The organism is Mycobacterium ulcerans subsp. shinshuense (assembly GCF_002355775.1).
Classification (GTDB): Bacteria; Actinomycetota; Actinomycetes; order Mycobacteriales; family Mycobacteriaceae; genus Mycobacterium; species Mycobacterium marinum.
This window is the reverse complement of record NZ_AP017624.1, coordinates 1,620,184-1,640,615: the sequence shown is the minus strand read 5'-3', so window position 1 is coordinate 1,640,615 and position 20,432 is coordinate 1,620,184. Positions and strand designations below refer to the sequence as shown.

Genomic DNA, 20,432 nt, shown 5'->3' with positions numbered 1-20,432 from the left:
CGATCAACCCCCCTCTTCGCCTTCGTCGGCTGCGCTGTCGCGGAGCAGTTTTTCGGGGTGGTGGTAGGTGTTGGTTCTTGGCTGTCCATGGTCGAGGTGCGGCGGTGGCAGCCATTCGGTATCACCGTGGGCGTTCTTGCGGGTGCGCCAGCCCTGCTCGAGCAGTTTGTGGTCAGGCCCGCAGGCCAGAGTGAGTTGATCGATGTCGGTGCGCCCGCTGGTGGCCCACGCGGCGACATGATGCACCTCGCATTGATAGCCCGGCACATCACAGCCCGGACGGGTGCAACCACGGTCTTTGGCATACAACACCAGGCGTGCCCCGCAGTGGTCAGCCGTTTGGCGTGATACAGCCCCACCGCCTTGCCCCGATCAAACACAGCCAGATAGTGATGCGCGTGACGGGCCAACCGGATCACATCCGATATCGGCAACACGGTGCCGCCCCCGGTCAGCCCCTGACCGCAGGCCTTTTGCAGCTCACCGTGGGTGGTCGTCACGATGATGGAGGCAGGTAACCCGTTGTGCTGGCCCAAGTCTCCTGAGGCCAACAACGCCCGCACCGCAGCGTTGAGCCCATCATGGTGACGCTGCCCAACCGAACGCCGATCACGACTCACGGCGTCCGCACCGGCCGGGGCTTGCACCACCGGACTCTCGTCATCGGGGTTGCACATCCCCGGGGCCGCCAGCTTGGCCAGCACCGCATCCAACCCCGCCCGCGCTTCCGGGGTCAGCCAGCCGCTGATCCGCGACATCCCGTCGCGTCCCTGCCGCCCCAGCGTCAAGCCGCGTCGCCGCGCCCGATCCTCATCGCTATAGCGACCATCGGGATTCACACAATCCATCAACCGCTGCGCCAATTTGGCCAACTGATCGGGGCGGAACTGCCCCGCCAACCGCGCCAGATGCGCTTCGGCGCGCTCGCGGGTCTCTAGGTCCACCTCGGCGGGCACCTGGCCACAGAACTCCCGGATCACCCGCACATGACCCGCACCGATACGCCCCTGACGCACCGCGGAGGCGGTCGCACTCAATAACGGCGCCAGCTGTTCGCCCGTCAACGCCCGGCGCGGACCCAGATCAGCGGCCTCCCCCAGCCGCCGACTGGCTTCCCCGCGACTGACCCGTAACCGACCGGCCAACACCGCCGCCAGTTTCCCACCCAACTCTTGCTCACCGGCCTGCTCCCCCAGCTGATTGATCAGCGGATGCTCGATGCTGGGCAACCGACGCCGCGCAACCACCTCACAACGCTGCAACAACGCCAACCGCTCCGGCGTCGTCAACCCGTCAAAACACAAGTCCTGCAGCCGCGTCATCACCGCATCGAGCGCGTCGAAAGCCGCAACAACCTCTTCCCGGTTAATCGCACTCATGTTCGAATAATACGAGCGGCCACCGACAGAATCAGAGCCCGAGCGAGCAGCAACTCCACCCTGAACGCACAGTGGCACAAGGTATTTGCGCTGAATGACGAATGACCCTAGCCAGCCGCTCCAGGCCGTCCGTAGCCTCGAGGGTGTGGACATGGAGGTGCTCAAAACCGCAGTGCTGCTGGCCTGCCGGGCGCCATCGGTACACAACAGCCAACCGTGGCGGTGGGTGGCCGACCGCGACCGCGATTCCGGTTCCGAGGTCGTGGCTGTTCACCTGTTCGCCGATCGCGGCCGAACCGTTCCCGCCACAGACCATTCCGGCCGGGAAACCCTCATCAGCTGCGGGGCGGTGCTCGACCATCTGGGCGTAGCCATGACGGCGGCGGGCTGGCAACCCAGCATCACCCGCTTCCCCACCCCCGATGACCCCAACCATCTGGCCACGGTCGACTTCCGCCCCATCGAGGAAGTCACCGAGACCGAACTCAAACGGGCCGAGTCGATCCTGCAACGGCGCACCGATCGACTTGCGTTTGACCGTCCCCGCTACTGGGACCTGTTTGAAGGGGTGTTAAGGAACACCATCGACAACGACATCCCGATGCTCGACGCGCTCACCGCCGAGCAACGGCCACAACTGGTGCAAGCGTCGCACCTCAGCGCGGCGCTACGGCGCGATGACTTGTCCTATCATGCCGAACTGGATTGGTGGACTTCACCGTTCGTGCTGGCCGATGGCGTGCCACCGCTGGCGCTCGCTTCCGATACCGAGCGCCAGCGGGTAGACCTGAGCCGCGATTTTCCGGTTCGCAGTCACCAGGACCGCCGGCCCGAAATCACCTCGGACTGGTCGAAAATCCTTGTTCTATCCACCCCCGGCGACACTCGGGCCGACGTATTGCGGTGCGGTGAGGTGTTGTCCAGCGTTCTGCTCGAATGCACCATCGCCGGAATGGCAACGTGCACCTTGACGCATCTGATCGAGTCGAACGAAAGCCGCGACATCGTCGCCGACCTGATCGGCCGACGCGGCCAGCCGCAAGTCTTGATCCGCGCTGGGATCACTCCGCTGATCGAAGAAATTCCCGCTCCGACGCCGCGGCGAGGACTAGACAGTATTTTTGAAGTTCGCCAGAAGCCCGAGAAAGGTTGAAACGATGCCCGACCGACCAGTCACGTTTCTGTCTGACGATCAAAGCTGGAAGCTGCTGAGCAGCGCGGCGCTGGGCCGGTTGGTCACCAGCATCGCCGGCGAGCCGGAGATCTTCCCGGTCAACTACGTGGTGCAGGATCGCACCGTGCTGTTCCGCACCGCCGAGGGCACCAAACTGTTTCTCGCCGTGACGAGTAGCCCGGTCGCCTTTGAAGCTGACGATCACAGCGACACCGAAGGCTGGAGTGTGATCGTCAAGGGTCGCGCTCAGGTACTGAGAACCGACGCGGAGGTGCAAAAAGCAGAGCGCGCCAAACTGTCACCGTGGATCCCGACCTTGAAGTTGCACTACGTGCGGGTGATCCCGACCGGAATCACCGGACGGCACTTCAAGTTCGACCCGGAGCCAGACCGCAACGACACCTTCGCCTGACCCCCTTCTGCGCCGAGCGTCACGCCAGCGTGGCGTTCGGCATGGAGCGTCACTCTGGCGTGACGCTCGGGGGGGGCGTGACCTCAGCGGCCGACGAGTGCGTCGAGTTCGAGGGCATCCACTCCGTTGAGCCGGCGATGCATCGCCCAGGCGATCCTGGCGGCCTGAACTTTCGCATGCTCGGCCACCGGCCCGCGATACATCGCATCGACGGTGTCATTCCAAATGGTCAGCCACCGGACGAAATGGCGGGCGCGCAGCGGGGTCTGGCGGTGTAGATCCCGGTGGGCCGTCAGCGCGCTACCACGATAACGACCGGCACGGAACAACACCGTCTCCCAGAAGTCGCACATGACCGGAAGGTGCGAGTCCAGTCCGCTCGACCGCAGTTCGGTAAACGGCTCCGCCAACACCTCGTCGTCCAAGGCTCGACCGTAGAACCGGCGCAACAGTGCCGCGACATCGGTGCGGTTTGCCAGGTCGCTAGCAGAATCGCCCATCCTCACACCACCAGTGACAACGGTCCGCGAGCGCGACGGGCCTTGCGCCGCTTGCTGATCGCCACCAGCCGGGCCACCGCGGCTTCGATCCCCCGCGCCAGCTGATCCACATCTGCAACCGCGTTGTAGTCGGTGAGAATGCCGAAGTACAGGTCGTCGGAGTAGCTGAGCATCGCGACGCCGGTGCGCAGGTGCATCGCCAGCGGCGGCACCGGGAATACCGCGGCCACTGGCCGACCCATGATCTGCAGTGGTTGGCGTGGCCCGGGCACATTCGTCGCCACCGTTGCGACTCCGCGTTGCGGTAGCCGCATCAAGACGCCAACGGTCCAGGCGGTCAGTGCAAACGGGATGCGATCAGCCAGAGATAGGAACAGGTTTCCGGCTTGGGGCTGGCCGCTGGCCTTGGTTTGCCCCAACCGGGCATGCACCTTGCGCAACCGCTGAACCGGATCCTCCTCGTCCACGGGCAAGTTCGGCAACATCGCCGAGACCCGATTGTCGGTCTTGTCGAAGGCGTTGTCGGCCCGCACCGAAACCGGCACCAGTGTTCGCAACGAACCCTGCTGCGGCTGCTGGCCCCGCGCCAGCAGCACGTTGCGGTAACTCTCGGTAATGGCAGCCAGCGCAACGTCGTTGATGGTGACGTCGAATGTCTCACAAACCAGTTCGAGGTCGGCCATCGGCACCCGAGCCCCGCTGAACCGGCGCAGGTCGCTGAGCGGCCCGGTCAGCGCCGACGCCGCCGGGGTCAGCAGGCCGGTGACAAGTTCGCCCGACCCTTGGGCCAGGCGGACCACCCCTGAAGCGATCGCGGCGGGCGCATTCCACAGCCCACTCAGCCCGCTGCGGGGGCGGGCGGCGGCCGTTTTCGGCCGCTGCGCGGCGCGGCAGCGGGCCGAACCGTCAGCCGCGCCGCCACCATCGCGGTCGCATAGCCCGGTAAGTATGTGGGTTGCCGCGATCCCGTCGGCCATGCAGTGGTGCACCTTTGTCAGCATCGCCCACCGCTCTCCGGCGAGGCCCTCGATAACCCAGAGTTCCCACAGCGGCCGATCGCGGTCCAGGCGCCGCGCCATCACGTCGGCAACCAGCCGGTACAGCGCATCATCATCGCCGGGGTGGGGCAGCGCCACGCGCCGCACGTGCCGGGCGATGTCGAAGTCGGGGTCATCCACCCACTGTGGTGCGCCGAGGTCGAACGGGTACCGACGCAGTCGTTGGGCAAACCGCGGACAGGCGCGGATCCGCTCGGAGAACACCGACACCAGGTCATGCTGCTCGGGTACCGGCCCCTCGATGACGGCCAGGCCACCGATCGCCAGACTCACCCGCGGGTCCACATCTTCGGCCTTGAGGAACCCGCTATCGAGCGTCGTCAGATGGTTCATGAGCGCTCTTCCCAACCTCCCGCGGTTTATCTGCAACCCGCAGTACCACTATTCCGGTGCGGCCACGGCCCGGAGCAGGGCCAAAGGTCCCTCGTTGCCGGTGGCTTCATCCTCTGCCACGATCAGAGGTCGCACACCGATCCTTGACGTATGACAGCGATGGGACGGCTTGTCTGACCGGAAAGGCAGCGATGAACGCCCAATTTCCAGACGTGGGCACCCTGCGAACGGTCCTCACGCTGGCCACCCGCGCACCGTCCATTCACAACACGCAGCCGTGGCGCTGGCAGGTCACCTCGAGAAGTTTGGAGCTCTTCTCCGAACCGGATATGCAGCTGCACAGCACCGACCCGGACGGCCGCGACCTGATCATCAGCTGCGGCGTCGCACTGCATCACTGCGTCGTCGCCCTGGCGTCGATGGGCTGGCAAGCCACGGTGACCCGCATTCCCGACCCGGACAACTCCCGTCATCTGGCGAGCCTCGAGCTGCAGGCGAAGCCACCGGATCAGGGCGACATCGCGCTTGCGGCGGCCATCCCGCGGCGGCGAACGGACCGGCGGGCCTACAGTTCCTGGCCAGTGGCCGCCGGCGACATCGCCCAGATGGCGGCCCGGGTAGCCCGCTGCGACGTAGCGCTGCGCCAGGTCGAAGCGCTGGACCAGATGCGCGAAGTTGTGGCGCAGGCGGTCTGGGACCACGCCACCAATGACGAGTACATGCGCGAACTCACCACGTGGAGTGGACGATACGGCGCGGTAGCCGGAGTTCCGGCCCGCAATACGCCCCCGTCGGATCAGGACGCCCCGATTCCCGGACGCCTTTTCGCTGGGCCGGGGCTGGCCCAGCCGTCGGGGGTCTCACCGGCCGCCGACAGCACCGTGATCCTGGCGCTGGGCACCGAGGAAGATGATCGGGCATCAAGACTTCGCGCGGGCGAGGCGACCAGCGCTGTCCTGTTGACCGCGACGGCGATGGGGTTGGCCTCCTGTCCCATCACCGAACCGCTGGAGGTCCACAAGACCCGCCAAGCGATTCGCAAGGATGTGTTCGGCGGCAGTGCCTACCCGCAAATGCTGCTGCGAGTCGGTTGGGCACCGATCAATGCCGATCCACTGCCGGCGACGCCGCGTCGCAACCTTTCCCGGGTGGTCGAATGGCCCGAACAACTATTGGATGAGCGGGGCTGACCAGCGCAACAACGTTCCGCCGCCGGCGGCCGGGCTTTCGATGGTGAACTGGCCGCCAGCCTCCTGGGCGCGCCGCCGCAGATTCGTCAGCCCGCTACTGGTGTACGTCTTGGGCATCCCGCGCCCGTTGTCACTGACCTCGATGCACAAGTCGTCGTCGACCTTGACCCGAACGGTCAAGGTGGTGGCCTGCGCGTGCCGGACCGCGTTGCTGACCGCTTCCCTGACCACCGCCTCGGCGTGGTCGGCGAGCACGTTGTCAACCACCGACAGCGGCCCGATGAATTGGACGGTGGTGCGCAATCCCGAGCTGCCGAACGCAGCGACGGCGGCATCGATTCGCTGCCGTAACCGAGTGACGCCCTGCGATGACCCATGCAGGTCGAAGATGGTCGTTCTGATTTCCTGGATCACCCCCTGCAGGTCATCGATCACTTCTGAAAGCCGTTGCTGCACTTTTGGTTCACGCGTTCGCGGCACACTGCCCTGCAACGCCAGACCGATGGCGAACAACCGCTGGATCACGTGATCGTGGAGGTCGCGTGCGATGCGATCACGCTCGGTCATCACGTCAAGTTCGCGCATTCGCCGCTGCGAGGTGGCGAGCTGCAGGGCCAGCGCGGCCTGGTCGACAAAGGCGGCCATCATCTCCAGCTGCTCTTCGGTGACCGACTCCGGACTGCTGGGATGCAGCAGCACCACGACACCTGCCACGGCATCGGTGGCGCGCAGCGGCAGGACCAGCGCCGGACCCATGTCGCCCAGTTCGTCCACATCCTCGACAGCGATCTTGTCGACTTGCCGTGGAGCGCTGTCGAGCAAGACCTCCGCCAGGGCGGTACCTGCTACCGCGATGGTGCACCCCTCGGCCGCAGCCACCGCATTGCCAACCGTTTCAATCACCAGTAGCTGTGCCACCTCGGAAGCGGGCACATCCTCATCGACGGGAATGGCCACCAGCGCGGCGTCGGCCGACGTGAGCTTGAGCGCCTCCTCGGCGACGAGCCGAAACACACTCGCCGGTTCGGTGCCGGACAACAGTTCGGTGGCGATGTCACGGGTGGCCCCGATCCACGCCTGTCGCGCTTTGGCCTGTTCGTAGAGGCGCGCGTTGGCGATTGCGATACCGGCCGCCGCCGCCAGTGCCTGTACCAGCAATTCGTCGTCGTCGCTGAACGGTTGCCCGTTGGTCTTGTCGGTCAGGTACAGGGTGCCCAGCGACACGTCGCGCACCCGAACCGGAACCCCGAGGAAGGTCCGCATCGGCGGGTGATGCGACGGAAAGCCGATCGAGGCCGGGTGCTGGGAAATATCTTCCAGCCGTAGGGGTTTGGGCTCATCGATGAGAAGACCGATGATGCCCAGGCCCTCGGGCAGGTGGCCGATACAGGCAACCGTGTCCTCGTCGATGCCCTCATAGACGAACTGCAACACGCGCTTATCCCGATCGTGCACCTCCAGGGCGCAATATCGAGCGTCGACAAGATTGGTGGCCGAGTGCACGATCGTGCGCAAGGTGGCGTCCAACTCCAGGCCCGAGGTGACCACGAGCATGGCCTCCACCAGTCCGTCGAGACGGTCGCGGCCCTCGACGATCTGCTCGACCCGTTCCTGCACCTCGACCAGCAGCTCACGCAGCCGCAGCTGAGACAGCGTGAGGCGCAACGGACGTAGACCGTCACCTGAGGGCACGCCCAGGGATGGGCCTGCATCCTGCGGATGTGGTTCGTCGGTCATGGCCGCGCCGCCTATCGATGGCCTGCCGAGCGCGCGCGCTTCAACTCCGCGGCGAACACCGCGGCCTGCGTCCGGCGCTCCATCCCCAGTTTGGCCAGCAGCCGCGAAACGTAGTTCTTCACCGTCTTCTCGGCCAGGAACATCCGGTCGGCGATCTGCTTGTTGGTGAGCCCCTCGCTGAGCAACCCCAGCAACGTCCGCTCCTGATCGGTAAGGCCGGACAGCGGGTCCGGCCTCTCGACAACGCCGCGCAATCGGGACATCAGTGCGGCCGCGGCACGGTTGTCCAACAGCGAGCGCCCCGCACCGACCTCTTTGATGGCTCGAGCCAATTCCATCCCCTTGATGTCCTTGACAACATATCCGCTGGCTCCCGCCAGGATGGCATCCAGCATCGCCTCATCGGAGGTGTAGGACGTGAGGATCAGACAGCGCAGATTCGGCATGCGAGACAACAGGTCACGGCACAGTTCGATGCCGTCTCCGTCGGGCAACCTGACGTCGAGCACCGCGACGTCGGGATTGGCCGCGGGAATCCTGGCCATCGCCTCCGACACCGAACCCGCCTCACCGACGACGTCAAGTTGGGGATCGGCGTCGAGCAGGTCGATCAGGCCGCGCCGCACCACCTCATGATCATCGACCAAGAAGACCGTTACCAACGGACCACTCCCCGCTCTGCTGCCTACAGGTTGCCGCTACGGACCGTCAGGACCGAGCATCCAGCGCCGTACACGCTGCACACCTGGGCTGCGTGCGAATCCGTGACGTACAGTTCGTCCGGCTTGGCATTGGCAGCCATGTAGCGGCAGGCATGTCCGGCGATGATCGCCGACTCCACCCGAACATCGGGGTATAGCCGTGTCCATCGGGTCAGCCGCCGGGTCAGTTGCGCTGTCGCCAAACGGTTTCCGTCCTCACTCCCGTGACCTGTGGCAACGCGTGAGGAGATGGCCCGTAATGGGACATTGCGCAGCCTGGCCTCCTCGAATGCATGCCGTAGCACCGAGCCGTTGTCCACTTCCGCGACGACTTCGCCGACCTTGGGCGACCCCGCAGCACCCGCGGGTGACTGAATGACGGCCACCGGGCACAACGCCGAACCGGCCAGAGTTCCCGCCACCGAGCCCTCGCCCCGGCGTGCGTGGTTGAGTCCGATCGACCCGACACAGACCATTACCGCCGTGCGAGACTCCTCCAGCAGCTTGGTAAGCGGCCGTCCCCACAGAATCTCGGTTTCGATCTTGACCGGTTGTCCGGTTGCCTCGACAGCGCGCTGAACGTCGAACAGCGCCGCGCGCGCGGCGCTTTGCCGGCCATCTCGATCACCGGCAGGAGCCTGCGCGGGATCGATGATGTACACCAAGCGCACGGGGATATCGCGGCTGACCGCCTCATCGACTGCCCACACAGCCGCATGGGTGGACGCCCGCGATCCATCGATACCGACGACGATTGCCGGGGCTGCCTGGTTGCTCATCGTGGCCTCCTCTACTGGGCCGCTCGGCTAGTCAATACGTTATCGGCGGCGGGCCAGAGTTCCCAGAGGCGTTGGTCCCGATTCCAGTGCCATTGGTCCCTACGAATCCGGCCGTAGTGAGAACACAGCTACTAAAGCGACAACAGACGAATTGGGGGTTCCCGTGTCTCATCCACGCACGAGCGCTCCACAGACACCCGAGAATTACGTTCATCGCCAACTGGCGGAACGCAATGACGGTGCAATCACGCGGCAATAAACATCGCCTGGTGACTTCCGGTACACAAGCATGCATCACGGCCCGGTAGGTTGGCAATGGGTCAGTTCCCAACACCGACCCAACCGCGATGGCGGGGCACGCCCGGGGGCTGTGCGTGCCCGCTGCGAGTTCGACATCCGCTGGGCCCGCCCGGCCCAGTGGAGCTGGGCTTTCCGCCTCCCCGTTCGTCGATGCGGCCCGACTCGGCCAAGCGCGCGGCAACGGGCAGCAAACAGCCCTGGGCCCCAGCTAGCCGGCACGGCAAACCGGAACCATGCGCCGGAGACAAGCCGGCCGGCAAACGTCGCATGATCGTTTAGATTCAACGTGACCAAAAGTCAACAAACGACTCAGGGCCAACGCAGCGAATACCCAATAGCGCCCTTTAATAGCCGCTATACAGCTATCCCACAGTGCAATTTCAGGTGCAAGCGGCGCCTGTCCCGCAAATTGTCGCGCACTGGCGCGACCGCCGGCCGGTTGTAAGCTCGGCGCGACGCTAGCCAGCTCCCACTCGGACGCGAATTCAGCGTTTCGCACCCCGGCAGTTGCTTAGCGCTTGTGACCCTCCCGAGAGCCAGTGTCGGCTCGGAACGCCCACCCACGTCCAACGCACGTACAACCCACGCACACATACCGCCACATACGGCCACAACCAGTCAAAGGGGCTGTGGAGCAATGAACTACGCATTCTTGTTGCCGCCCGAAGTTAACTCAGCGCGGATGTACAGCGGCCCCGGTTCTGCGTCGCTACTGGCCGCCGCGGCAAGCTGGGACATGGTCGCGATCGAGTTGGCATCGGCGGCCGAGGGCTACCGCTCGGTGATCTCAACCCTCAGCGGTATGTACTGGTGGGGCCCCGCCTCTGCGGCAATGCTGGCCGCGACCGGTCCGTTTATCGACTGGCTGGAGATAACCGGCGCGCTGGCCAGCGAAACCGCCAACCAGGCCGCCGCGGCGGCCGCGGCCTACGAACAGGCCTACGCGATGACGGTTCCGCCGATCGTTGTTGCGGCAAATCGCGCCCTGCTGGTAGCACTGGTCGCTTCAAACTTCTTCGGGCAGAACACCGCAGCGATCGAGGCTACCGAGTCAGAGTATGCCGAGATGTGGGCCCAAGACGCCGGAGCAATGTATGACTATGCCGCCACCTCGGCCATGGCTACCGCGTTGGTGCCGTTCTCCGCTCCCGGGCAGGACACCAACCCCGCCGGGTTGGCCGCCCAAAGCGCCGCGGTCAGCCAAGCCGCCGGCAACGCCCCGGCCAGCGCCCAGTCCGTGTGGTCGCAGTTGACCTCGCTGGTGCCCGACGCGCTGCCGTCATTGAGCAACTGGCCAAACATCCTGCCCGACGACTTCAGCATTCTCGACGGCATCTTCGCGATGTACGCGACGGTCGGCGTCACCCAGGATGTCGAATCGTTGTGCGCCGGAATCATCGGCGCCGAGAACAATCTGGGTCTGCTCGGCGCCGCTTCGGAGAACCCCGCCGAGGTGACTCCTGGTGCCCTCGGACTCGGCGCGATGTTCTCCTCCGCCGAGCGCAGCGCCGTCGGGGGCGCGACCAATGCGGTGACCGTCAGCATGAGCCGGGCGGGTTCCATCGGCCAGTTGTCGGTGCCCCCGTCTTGGGCCGCCCCTTCGTCGGGCTCCGCCTCGGCGTTGTCGGTCAGCGGATTGACCACGATCCCGGGCGCCGAAGTGGCCGAGCAGGGCGCACCGGGCATGCCGGGTATGCCGGTGGGAACTGGAAAGCGAGCCACCAGCGTCATACCCCGATACGGAGTCCGGCTCACGGTCATGGCGCGCCCGCCCGCGGCCGGCTGACACCCCGCGGGCACTCGAACCCGAATAGCCGGATTGCGCTGAGCCACTCCGGCTGGTGAGACGGCCAGTAGCAGAAAGCAATTCCGCCTTTCGGCGATTGTTGAACGGCTGGCTGGATCGCCGGACTTTAGCTATCGCCGGCAGCGGCGCGGAATTCACTGGACTATTACCAGGAATTTACTCAAACGGTATGCGCCGTCACCCGCACCTTTGCGACTTTTAGGGCAAGCCTGAACCGAAGGTCGCCCGCATGCCACGCGCACGAGGCCCGCCGCCGATTGGCGGACGTCACCCGCCCTGGCGGCGACTGGCGCCTGATTGCGCCTGGTTAAGCCCGTCACGACGCCCAACTGCCGCGGGCGCGCCAACCCACCGCGGGTGGCATTTCACGTGATTCGCACATTTTGCGTCAATCCCCCACCGCAATTGCGGAAATTCTAGATATTTGAGTAACCCCCGCCCACCACAACGGCCGCCGACGACGCCGCCGCCGATCGCGAAGGGTTCAACACTCACATCAACTAAGGAGCTGTGTACCAATGGATTTCTCGCTATTACCGCCGGAAGTAAACTCCGCCCGCATGTACACCGGCCCTGGTTCGGGCTCCCTGCTGGCGGCCGCGGCCAGCTGGGATGCGCTGGCAGCCGAGCTGGGTACCACGGCCGAAACATGTGGGTCGATCCTGACGGGTCTGACCGACTTGAGTTGGCGTGGCCCGGCATCGGAATCGATGGCGGCCAGCGCCGCCCCCTATGTCGGCTGGCTGTATCGGACGGCCGAGCAGACGCAGCAGGCCGCAATCCAGGCCAGGACGGCAGCGTTGGCCTTCGAGCAGGCATACGCCATGACCGTGCCGCCACCCCTGGTCGCGGCCAACCGCGCGCAGTTGCTGGTGCTGATCGCGACGAACTTCTTCGGACAGAACACCTCGGCGATCGCGGCTAACGAGGCGCAGTATGCGGAGATGTGGGCCCAGGACGCCGCGGCGATGTACGGCTATGCCACCACCTCGGCGGCAGCGGGCATGCTGACGCCGTTCTCTTCTCCGAACCAGGCAACCAGCCCGGCTGGGCTTGCCGCGCAAAGCACCGCGGTCACCCAAGCCAATGCCACCGCCGCCGCCACAGATCCGATTACCCAACTGGTTTCGTCGCTGACTCAGTCGCTGGGGGCAATACAGGCGATACCGAGCATCCTCCCAGGGCTCCGGCGTTGTTGATTAGCAGGCTTGTGAGCTGGGTTGATGATCTTTGGTGCCGCGCTATTGGGGCCGGAGTGTAGGCACGGGCTATCTGGAGAACGATCGAGTTGGTTACTGTTCGTCGTTGGTCTGGAGTTGCCCGTGCCTACCGTTTCAGTATTGCCTGTGTCGTCGGTTCCAGAGGTGTTCGACCGCTGGAGTCCTGGTGAGCGCAGCGAGCTCATCGGATCGGAGTTTCTCGATGTGTTGGCCTCGGTGCCAGACCCGAGGGACCCACGCGGTCGGAGGTATTCGCTGATGGCTTTGTTGGCGATCGCGGTTCTGGCCACCCCTGCTCACGCTGCTGCCGGGTAGCTTGCGGTGGCTGGTCACCGTGGATGCGATGCATACCTAGGTCGTCACCGCGAAGTTGATCTGCGCCACCTTGAAGTCGCACTACCTGATGATCGTCAAGTCCAACCAAGCCAAAATACTTGCGCGTATCACCGCGCTGCCCTGGGCCGAGGTGCCCGCAGCCGCTACCGACGACTCCCGCGGCCACGGCCGTGTCGAGACCCGCACCCTGCAAATCATCACCGCTGCACGAGGAATCGGCTTCCCCTACGCAAAACAAATCATCCGGATCACTCGTGAACGCTTGATCACCGCCACCGACCAGCGCAGCGTGGAGGTGGTCTATGCCATCTGCAGCCTGCCGTTCGAGCACGCCCGCCCTACCGCGATCATGACCTGGATGCGTCAACACTGGGGAATCGAGAACAGCCTGCACTGGATACGCGACGTCACCTTCGACGAAGACCGTCAAAGGGCACATACCGGAAACGGCGCACAGGTCCTAGCAACGCTACGCAACACCGCGATCAATCTGCACCGCCTCAACGGCGCCGACAACATCGCCGAAGCCTGCCGGATCACCGCTTTGACCGCCAACCGCCGCCTAGACCTCCTCAATCCACAATTCCCCAGCTCACAAGCCTGCTAATCAACAACGCCGGAGCCCTGAGCATCCTCCCCGATGACTTCACGATCCTCGACGGCGTCTTCAGCGCCTATGCGACGGTCGGCGTCACGCAGGACATCGAGTCGTTCTGCGCCGGGGTCATCGGCGCCGAGAACAACTTGGGCTTGATCGGCACATCAGAAAATCCTGCCGAGGTAACGCCCAGCGATTTTGGGCTCGGCTCGCTGATTTCGTCAACCGCTCCCGCCAGCGCCGCCTCCGGCGGCGGGCTGGGCAGTGCGGTGGCCGCCAGCGTCGGACGGTCGGGCTCGATCGGCCAATTGTCGGTTCCACCCAGCTGGTCCGCGCCGTCGGCGCGGATGGTCTCGGCGCTGTCGCCGTCCGGGCTGACCACGATCCCGGGGACCGAGGAGGCTGCCGCCGCGGGTTCACCGGGCTTTCCGGGCATGGTCGCGCCGCCCGCAACACGGGCCTCGGGCGTGCTGCCCCGCTACGGCGTCCGGCTCACCGCGATGGCACACCCCCCGGCGGCCGGGTGAGATCGCGTGCCAAGCCCGCTAGTCCTCGGGCGGTTCTTCGAGCGCGAAGTTCCAATTGCCGGGGTTCTTGGGGGAATACACGACCGGCAGCACCTGCCCGGTGGACGGCCACTGATCTACGTCAACGGCCATCCGCCCATACACCGTGTATTCGTTGACGGTTGGCCCGTTGATGACGCCGGTGATGGTCACGTACTGCTCGCCGACGGCGTCGTCTGGCCGCGGGCTCACTCCGGTCACCAACAAGGTGCCGCTGGCCAGGGCACCGCGGGGACCACGAGGAAGGAACCGCGGGGCAAGAAACGCCAAGAGCACCGCGACCAATATGAGCAACACGCCGAATTCCCATCCCACGCCGCCATGGTAGGACTGCTGGCATGAGTGAGCAGGATCTGCACCTTGCGCTGGCACTCGCCGACCGTGCCGACGCAGTGACGCGCGCCCGATTCCAGGCGCTCGACCTGCGGGTGGACACCAAACCGGACCTGACCCCGGTCACCGACGCAGACCGGGCGGTCGAGACTGAAATACGTGCGGCGCTGCAACGTGAGCGCCCCGGCGACAGCGTCTTGGGCGAGGAATACGGCGGTACCACGACCCTGCGCGGACGCCAGTGGATCATCGACCCGATAGACGGCACCAAGAACTTCGTCCGCGGGGTGCCGGTGTGGGCCAGCCTGATCGCGTTGCTCGAAGACGGCGTCCCATCCATCGGGGTGGTCAGCGCCCCCGCATTGCAGCGACAATGGTGGGCCGGACGGGGTCAGGGCGCCTTCACCGCGGTCCAGGGTGGACCGCCGCGCCGGATAGCGGTTTCTTCTGTGGCAGAACTGAATTCGGCCAGTCTCTCCTTCTCCAGCCTGTCCGGGTGGGCCCAACTCGGATTGCGCGGACAATTCGTCGACCTGACCGATGCGGTATGGCGCGTGCGCGCCTACGGCGACTTCTTCTCTTACTGCCTGCTCGCTGAAGGGGCCATCGACATCGCCGCCGAACCGGAGGTGTCGGTGTGGGATCTGGCCCCGCTGGACATTTTGGTGCGTGAGGCCGGCGGGCAATTCAGCAGCCTGGACGGCACCCCCGGCCCGCACGGCGGCAGCGCCGTGGCGAGCAACGGCCTGCTGCACGAACAGGTCCTCAACCGGCTTCGCAGCGACCGGGTGTGAATTAACTAACAGGCCCCTATCTATCTTACTCAGGAGTAATATACGGTTATCGCACTGCCCCAACGACAGAGGCTTGCTGACATGACCGAAACACTTCCCGCCCCTTCCGCCAAGCGCTCTCGCTCACGCGACGACCGCCAAACCTCGCTGGGGATGCAACCCCACAAACGAACCGGAATCGACGTGGCACTGGCATTCCTTACCCCGATCATCGGCCAGGAATTTCTGGACAAGTACAACCTGCGCGATCCGCTGAACCGGGGCCTGCGCTACGGGGTGAAGACCATGTTCTCCACCTCCGGCAAGGCGAACCGTCAATTCCAGCGGGTACAGAACCTGCGCGGCGGCGGCCCGGTCCGGCTCAAGTCCAGCGGCAAGGACTACTTCGACCTCACGCCCGACGACGACCAGAAGATGATCGTCGAGACGGTGCAGGAGTTCGCCGCTGAGATCCTGCGTCCGGCCGCTCACGACGCCGACGAAGCCATCAGCTATCCCGCCGATCTCATCGCCAAGGCCGCCGAATTGGGCATCACCGCGATCAACATTCCCGAGGACTTCGACGGGATCGTCGAGCAGCGCTCCACGGTGACCAACGCGTTGGTGGCCGAGGCCCTGGCCTACGGCGACATGGGGCTGGCGCTGCCGATCCTGGCGCCCGGCGGCGTGGCATCGGCACTGACCCATTGGGGCAGCGCCGACCAGCAGGCCACCTACCTCAGCGAGTTCGCCGGCGACAATGTCCCGCAGGCCTGCGTGGCCATCGCCGAGCCGCAACCGCTGTTCGATCCCACCCGGCTGAAGACCACCGCGGTGCGCACCCCGTCCGGTTACCGCCTCGATGGCGTGAAGTCCTTGGTTCCCGCTGCGGCCGACGCCGAATTGTTCATCGTCGCCGCCCAGCTCGACGGCAAGCCGGCACTGTTCATCGTGGAGTCCTCGGCCGCCGGACTGATCGTCAAGGCGGACCCGAGCATGGGCATTCGCGCCGCCGCCTTGGGCCAGATCGAACTCTCCAAGGTTTCGGTACCGCTGAGCGCCCGGCTGGGTGAGGATCAGGCCACCGACGCCGACTACTCGGAGGCCATCGCCCTGGCCAGGCTGGGCTGGGCCGCGCTGGCCGTCGGCACCTCGCACGCGGTGCTCGACTACGTCATCCCCTACGTCAAGGAGCGCGAAGCCTTCGGCGAGCCAATCGCGCGTCGTCAAGCCGTTGCGTTCATGTGCGCCAACATCGCCATCGAGCTCGACGGTCTGCGGTTGATCACCTGGCGCGGCGCGTCACGGGCTGAGCAGGGTCGGTCGTTCGACCGCGAGGCCGCACTGGCCAAGCGGCTCGGTTCCGACAAGGGCATGCAGATCGGCCTGGACGGCGTGCAGCTGCTGGGCGGGCACGGCTACACCAAGGAGCACCCGGTCGAGCGCTGGTACCGCGACCTGCGGGCCATCGGCGTCGCCGAGGGCGTAGTCGTCATCTAGTCCACAACCAGTCGTCAACCAAGACTTTCCGGCCTTTCAAGCGAAAGATCAATCATGGCAATCAATTTAGAAATCCCGCGCAAGCTACAAGCGATCATCACCAAGACCCACCAGGGCACGGCGGAGCTGATTCGACCGATCGCGCGCAAGTACGACCTCAAGGAACACGCGTACCCGGTCGAGCTGGACACCCTCATCACGTTGTTTGAGGGAGCCTCGGAGTCCTACAACTTCGCCGGAGCCGACGCGCTGCGCGGCTCCGAAGACGGCAAGGACGAGAACCACAACGGCGCCAACATGGCGGCCCTGGTGCAGACCATGGAAGCCAGCTGGGCCGACGTCGCGATGATGCTCTCGATTCCCTACCAGGGCCTGGGCAATGCCGCGATCTCGGCGGTGGCCACCGACGAGCAACTGGAGCGCCTCGGCAAGGTGTGGGCGGCGATGGCCATCACCGAGCCGGCCTTCGGCTCCGACTCGGCCGCCGTGTCGACCACGGCCACCCTCGACGGCGACGAGTACGTGATCAACGGCGAGAAGATCTTTGTCACCGCGGGATCGCGCGCTACTCACATCGTGGTCTGGGCCACCCTCGACAAGTCGAAGGGCCGGGCGGCGATCAAGTCGTTCATCGTGGCACGCGAACATCCCGGCGTCATCGTCGAACGGCTCGAGCACAAACTCGGCATCAAGGGTTCTGACACCGCCGTAATCCGCTTTGACAACGCGCGCATCCCCAAAGACAACCTGTTGGGCAAGCCGGAAATCGAAGTGGGCAAGGGTTTCTCCGGGGTCATGGAAACCTTTGACAACACTCGCCCGATCGTGGCCGCCATGGCTGTCGGCATTGGCCGCGCCGCCTTGGAGGAGATCCGCAAGATCCTCACCGATGCCGGCATCGACATCGACTACGACCGGCCCGCGTACACCCAGAGTGCCGCCGCGGCCGAGTTCCTGCGGATGGAAGCCGATTGGGAAGCCAGCTACCTGCTTTCGCTGCGCGCGGCATGGCAGGCGGACAACAAGATCCCCAACTCCAAGGAAGCCTCGATCAGTAAGGCCAAGGCTGGCCGGATGGCCAGTGACGTCACCCTCAAGGTGGTCGAGCTGGCCGGCACCACTGGCTATTCCGAGCAGCTGCTGTTGGAGAAGTGGGGCCGCGACTCCAAGATCCTGGACATCTTCGAGGGCACCCAACAGATCCAGCAGCTGGTTGTCGCTCGTCGACTGCTGGGCATGTCGTCCGCCGAGCTCAAGTAGCCCGGGGATTCAGTCGAGCACCCCGTCATGCAGGTCGGCAAACAGTTCGATGTTGCGGCTGTAGTCGACGGGCACATCGATGAGCGTGACGCCGGGTTCGGCCAGCGACATCCGGAACACTTCGGCGAACTGGTCCATGCTGTGGATCCGGATTCCCTTGGCTCCAAAGGCTTTGGCGTAGTGGACCACGTCGTAGTCGGCTAGCTCGACACCCGATGTGCGGCCGTATTTGAGCACTTCCTGGAAACCAACCATGTCGTAGCTGTTGTCGCGCATGATGACGTGGGTGAGATCTAGCCCCAGCCGGGTTGCGGTCTCCAGCTCCTGCGCGCTGAACGGGAAGCCGCCGTCACCGGACACTGACACCACTTGGGTGCCGGGGCGCACCATCGCGGCGGCCATGGCGCGCGGGAGTGCGACTCCGAGCGTCTGCTGTCCATCGGAGAACAACAGCCGGCGTGGTTGATACACCCGGACGTGCCGAGCCATATAGATATAGTGCGACCCCACGTCGCATGCGATGGTGGCGTCATCATCAACCAGGTCACGGATCTTGAGGACCACGGCCGCCGGGTTCAGACCTTGTGCACCGTCGGGATGGTTGCGGGCTTGCTCATCGGTACGGCGCAGCGCCGCACGCTGGTCGGCCTGGGCGGCGTTCGCCTCATCCGAGGATCGCAGGCCATCGACTCGCCGAGTCAACTCGGTCAGGGTCGCGGCGATGTTGCCGCGCAGCTCCAGCGTTGGCTGATAGTGGTTGTCGACCTCGGCGGGCACTTCATCGATGTGGATGAGCGTCCTGGTCGGATCGGTGTTCCACAGCCGCGGGTCGTATTCGACGGGGTCGAAGCCGATGGTCACCAGCACATCGGCATGCCCCATCAGGATGTCGCCCGGCTGATTGCGGAAGAGTCCGACGCGGCCGACAAAACGATTCTCGAGTTCGCGCGATACCACCCCGGCGGCCTGGAATGTCTCCACGACGGGCAGATCGGTGGCGGCCAGCAAGGCACGCAACGCCGCACACGGTGCCGGGTCGCCGACCCGAAGTCCGACAAACAGCACCGGCCGCTCGGCGGCACGAATCAGCTTGGCCGCCTCCGCGATTGATTCGGGCGGCGCCGCGCCAAGTGTGGCCACCCGAGTGGGGCGCACGATGGCGGCGGTGGTCGGCGCGCTGGACACGTCGGCGGGCAACACCACCGCCGCCGCGCCGCGCGGAACCGTCACCGCCGCCCGGATCGCGTTGGCGACGGTTTCGGGCACGTTGTCAGGGTCGGTGACCTCGCCGGTGTACTTGGTGAAGGGCTTGAGCGCCGCGACGGCATCCATCGACTGATGGGTGCGCTTGAGTCGGTCGGCGCGGGTAACGGCACCGCAGATCGCGACCATCGGATCCTGCTCGGTGGTCGCGGTGACCAGGCCGGTGGCCAGATTGGTGGTGCCCGGCCCCGAGGTCACCAGCGCGGCCCCCGGGGTGCCGGTCAGCCGACCGACAGCGGCCGCCATGAACGCTGCGTTCTGTTCGTGGCGACAGACCACCACCTCGAGTTCGCTGTCGCGCAACGCATCGAATACCGAGTCGATCTTGGCCCCGGGCACACCGAAGAGGTATCGGACCCCGTAGGCGCTCAATGTCTCGACCACCCGTTGCGCCGAGCGCACACCGCCGTCGCTCATGCTCAATCGCCCTCCGTCCGCCGGATCTGTCCATCCAGATCGTCCTGGTCGAGTTCCGCGTTGAGAAACGCCGGGGTGTGCTGCAAGCTCAGATGCAGTTCGGATTGGATACCGATTTCCACGGTCCCGGCCATCAGCCGATAGTCGAGGGTGTGCCCGCCGTGGCGGCGCTCGCTGTCGATGAAGTGTGAGTGATAGCCGGCCACCGAAATGCCCTGTTCGTAGTCCGGCATCCGGAATCCCGCCAGCGTGCCACTGACGTCGGTGAACGTCACCTCGCGCTGGTCTTGGGTAGCTTCGGTGAAGGGGCGAAAGGGTGGCCGCTGCTCGCTGACGGTACGGGTGCGGATGGAGCTGAACTGGCCGCTAACCCGCACGGCCACCATCAGATTCGCGCTTTCCAGGGCCGCGTCGATGACCGACTTCAGGGCGGCGCGATCACACGGAGCCGAAACGTCGATCGTGTGGTCGGGGCGAAACCAGGTCACCGCGGCAAACGGCGTGCGTTCGTCCAGATCGGCTACGGTGGCGCTGCCGTCGCTGCGGAGCTGGTAGCAGACTCCGTCGAGCACCAGCATCTCGCCGTCCAGCCGGTTGAAAGTGCCCAGACCGAAGTCACCGTGGCGCAATAGCTCACCGATGGTGACATCACCCTCATAAACCCCGCTGAGCAACGCTCCCATGGTCGATGTCTGGTAGATCTCACCGTCGCGACGCCGGTTCAGGATCGCCTGGGCCCAACGGCGCAAGGCGCCAAGCTCGCTGTCAAAGGCCGGCATCTTTTCGGGTCTCCTTC

15 protein-coding genes and 4 pseudogenes are annotated in these 20,432 nt (G+C 65.3%); 10 read left to right on the top strand and 9 right to left on the bottom strand.

Annotation, left to right across the window (positions count from 1 at the left end; genetic code table 11):
• Window positions 1-3: 3 nt before the first annotated feature.
• Window positions 4-1,379 (bottom strand): annotated as a pseudogene (locus SHTP_RS07540) (HNH endonuclease signature motif containing protein).
• A gap of 151 nt (window positions 1,380-1,530) precedes the next feature.
• Here SHTP_RS07540 and SHTP_RS07535 point away from each other — a divergent pair.
• Together SHTP_RS07535 and SHTP_RS07530 are read left to right on the top strand one after the other, a co-directional pair.
• Complete coding sequence (locus SHTP_RS07535) at window positions 1,531-2,532, top strand: Acg family FMN-binding oxidoreductase (protein WP_096372371.1); 1,002 nt, start codon at window positions 1,531-1,533, stop codon at window positions 2,530-2,532.
• A 4-nt stretch (window positions 2,533-2,536) separates the two neighbouring features.
• The gene (locus SHTP_RS07530; protein WP_096370211.1) at window positions 2,537-2,965 is read left to right on the top strand and encodes a pyridoxamine 5'-phosphate oxidase family protein; all 429 of its coding nucleotides are present in this window, start codon (window positions 2,537-2,539) and stop codon (window positions 2,963-2,965) included.
• Between the two features lie 83 nt (window positions 2,966-3,048).
• Here the strand turns inward: SHTP_RS07530 and SHTP_RS07525 are convergent, their stop codons facing one another.
• Window positions 3,049-3,465, bottom strand: coding sequence for a group III truncated hemoglobin (locus SHTP_RS07525; protein WP_015354972.1), 417 nt, complete (start codon window positions 3,463-3,465; stop codon window positions 3,049-3,051).
• 2 nt (window positions 3,466-3,467) lie between these two features.
• Window positions 3,468-4,856, bottom strand: coding sequence for a WS/DGAT/MGAT family O-acyltransferase (locus SHTP_RS07520; RefSeq protein WP_015354971.1), 1,389 nt, complete (start codon window positions 4,854-4,856; stop codon window positions 3,468-3,470).
• Window positions 4,857-5,047: 191 nt separating this feature from the next.
• Between SHTP_RS07520 and SHTP_RS07515 the strand changes: the two genes are divergently transcribed.
• Window positions 5,048-6,046 (top strand): Acg family FMN-binding oxidoreductase, encoded by a 999-nt coding sequence (locus SHTP_RS07515; protein ID WP_096370210.1) that lies wholly within the window; start codon window positions 5,048-5,050, stop codon window positions 6,044-6,046.
• Here the strand turns inward: SHTP_RS07515 and SHTP_RS07510 are convergent.
• The 3 genes from SHTP_RS07510 to SHTP_RS07500 are packed head-to-tail and all read right to left on the bottom strand — an operon-like array spanning window position 6,026 to window position 9,263.
• A complete protein-coding gene (locus SHTP_RS07510; protein ID WP_231991312.1) occupies window positions 6,026-7,783 on the bottom strand; it encodes a sensor histidine kinase in 1,758 nt (585 codons plus the stop codon). The two genes, SHTP_RS07515 and SHTP_RS07510, sit on opposite strands and share 21 nt — an antisense overlap.
• Window positions 7,784-7,794: 11 nt before the next feature.
• On the bottom strand, window positions 7,795-8,445 hold the full coding sequence (gene dosR, locus SHTP_RS07505; protein ID WP_011740390.1) for a hypoxia response regulator transcription factor DosR/DevR: 651 nt from the start codon (window positions 8,443-8,445) through the stop codon (window positions 7,795-7,797).
• Window positions 8,446-8,468: 23 nt separating this feature from the next.
• Window positions 8,469-9,263, bottom strand: a complete 795-nt coding sequence (locus SHTP_RS07500; protein WP_096370209.1) for a universal stress protein — start codon at window positions 9,261-9,263, stop codon at window positions 8,469-8,471.
• Between the two features lie 937 nt (window positions 9,264-10,200).
• Here SHTP_RS07500 and SHTP_RS07495 point away from each other — a divergent pair.
• The 4 genes and pseudogenes from SHTP_RS07495 to SHTP_RS07480 all read left to right on the top strand — a co-directional run.
• The gene (locus tag SHTP_RS07495; RefSeq protein ID WP_096370208.1) at window positions 10,201-11,349 is read left to right on the top strand and encodes a PPE family protein; all 1,149 of its coding nucleotides are present in this window, start codon (window positions 10,201-10,203) and stop codon (window positions 11,347-11,349) included.
• A gap of 539 nt (window positions 11,350-11,888) precedes the next feature.
• Window positions 11,889-12,551 (top strand): annotated as a pseudogene (locus tag SHTP_RS07490) (PPE family protein); the annotation flags it as partial.
• Between the two features lie 141 nt (window positions 12,552-12,692).
• A pseudogene (locus tag SHTP_RS07485) lies at window positions 12,693-13,533 on the top strand (ISAs1 family transposase).
• Between the two features lie 20 nt (window positions 13,534-13,553).
• Window positions 13,554-14,051, top strand: a pseudogene (locus SHTP_RS07480) (PE/PPE C-terminal domain-containing protein); the annotation flags it as partial.
• A gap of 18 nt (window positions 14,052-14,069) precedes the next feature.
• On the opposite strand, the gene SHTP_RS07475 reads toward SHTP_RS07480, so the two are convergent.
• Window positions 14,070-14,405 (bottom strand): hypothetical protein, encoded by a 336-nt coding sequence (locus SHTP_RS07475; RefSeq protein ID WP_096370207.1) that lies wholly within the window; start codon window positions 14,403-14,405, stop codon window positions 14,070-14,072.
• Window positions 14,406-14,428: 23 nt separating this feature from the next.
• On the opposite strand from SHTP_RS07475, the gene hisN reads away from it, so the two are divergent.
• The 3 genes from hisN to SHTP_RS07460 all read left to right on the top strand — a co-directional run bounded on the left by hisN (window position 14,429) and on the right by SHTP_RS07460 (window position 17,956).
• The gene (gene hisN / locus SHTP_RS07470) at window positions 14,429-15,217 is read left to right on the top strand and encodes a histidinol-phosphatase (RefSeq protein WP_096370206.1); all 789 of its coding nucleotides are present in this window, start codon (window positions 14,429-14,431) and stop codon (window positions 15,215-15,217) included.
• Between the two features lie 81 nt (window positions 15,218-15,298).
• Complete coding sequence (locus SHTP_RS07465; RefSeq protein ID WP_096370205.1) at window positions 15,299-16,696, top strand: acyl-CoA dehydrogenase family protein; 1,398 nt, start codon at window positions 15,299-15,301, stop codon at window positions 16,694-16,696.
• A 54-nt stretch (window positions 16,697-16,750) separates the two neighbouring features.
• Complete coding sequence (locus SHTP_RS07460; protein WP_096370204.1) at window positions 16,751-17,956, top strand: acyl-CoA dehydrogenase family protein; 1,206 nt, start codon at window positions 16,751-16,753, stop codon at window positions 17,954-17,956.
• Window positions 17,957-17,965: 9 nt separating this feature from the next.
• Here SHTP_RS07460 and alsS read toward each other — a convergent pair whose 3' ends face one another.
• Both alsS and budA read right to left on the bottom strand, forming a co-directional pair.
• Complete coding sequence (gene alsS / locus SHTP_RS07455) at window positions 17,966-19,636, bottom strand: acetolactate synthase AlsS (protein WP_096370203.1); 1,671 nt, start codon at window positions 19,634-19,636, stop codon at window positions 17,966-17,968.
• Between the two features lie 2 nt (window positions 19,637-19,638).
• Window positions 19,639-20,415, bottom strand: coding sequence for an acetolactate decarboxylase (budA, locus tag SHTP_RS07450; protein WP_011740401.1), 777 nt, complete (start codon window positions 20,413-20,415; stop codon window positions 19,639-19,641).
• Between the last annotated feature and the right edge of the window lie 17 nt (window positions 20,416-20,432).

What these genes read in the sequence shown, in the direction of transcription:
- SHTP_RS07515 (WP_096370210.1), top strand. Translation starts at nt 5,048, where the DNA reads ATGAACGCCCAATTTCCAGACGTGGGCACCCTGCGAACGGTCCTCACG.
- hisN (WP_096370206.1), top strand. Translation starts at nt 14,429, where the DNA reads ATGAGTGAGCAGGATCTGCACCTTGCGCTGGCACTCGCCGACCGTGCC.
- alsS (WP_096370203.1), bottom strand. Translation starts at nt 19,636, where the DNA reads ATGAGCGACGGCGGTGTGCGCTCGGCGCAACGGGTGGTCGAGACATTG.
- SHTP_RS07530 (WP_096370211.1), top strand. Translation starts at nt 2,537, where the DNA reads ATGCCCGACCGACCAGTCACGTTTCTGTCTGACGATCAAAGCTGGAAG.
- SHTP_RS07460 (WP_096370204.1), top strand. Translation starts at nt 16,751, where the DNA reads ATGGCAATCAATTTAGAAATCCCGCGCAAGCTACAAGCGATCATCACC.
- SHTP_RS07525 (WP_015354972.1), bottom strand. Translation starts at nt 3,465, where the DNA reads ATGGGCGATTCTGCTAGCGACCTGGCAAACCGCACCGATGTCGCGGCA.
- SHTP_RS07500 (WP_096370209.1), bottom strand. Translation starts at nt 9,263, where the DNA reads ATGAGCAACCAGGCAGCCCCGGCAATCGTCGTCGGTATCGATGGATCG.
- budA (WP_011740401.1), bottom strand. Translation starts at nt 20,415, where the DNA reads ATGCCGGCCTTTGACAGCGAGCTTGGCGCCTTGCGCCGTTGGGCCCAG.
- SHTP_RS07465 (WP_096370205.1), top strand. Translation starts at nt 15,299, where the DNA reads ATGACCGAAACACTTCCCGCCCCTTCCGCCAAGCGCTCTCGCTCACGC.
- SHTP_RS07535 (WP_096372371.1), top strand. Translation starts at nt 1,531, where the DNA reads ATGGAGGTGCTCAAAACCGCAGTGCTGCTGGCCTGCCGGGCGCCATCG.
- SHTP_RS07520 (WP_015354971.1), bottom strand. Translation starts at nt 4,856, where the DNA reads ATGAACCATCTGACGACGCTCGATAGCGGGTTCCTCAAGGCCGAAGAT.
- SHTP_RS07495 (WP_096370208.1), top strand. Translation starts at nt 10,201, where the DNA reads ATGAACTACGCATTCTTGTTGCCGCCCGAAGTTAACTCAGCGCGGATG.
- SHTP_RS07510 (WP_231991312.1), bottom strand. Translation starts at nt 7,783, where the DNA reads ATGACCGACGAACCACATCCGCAGGATGCAGGCCCATCCCTGGGCGTG.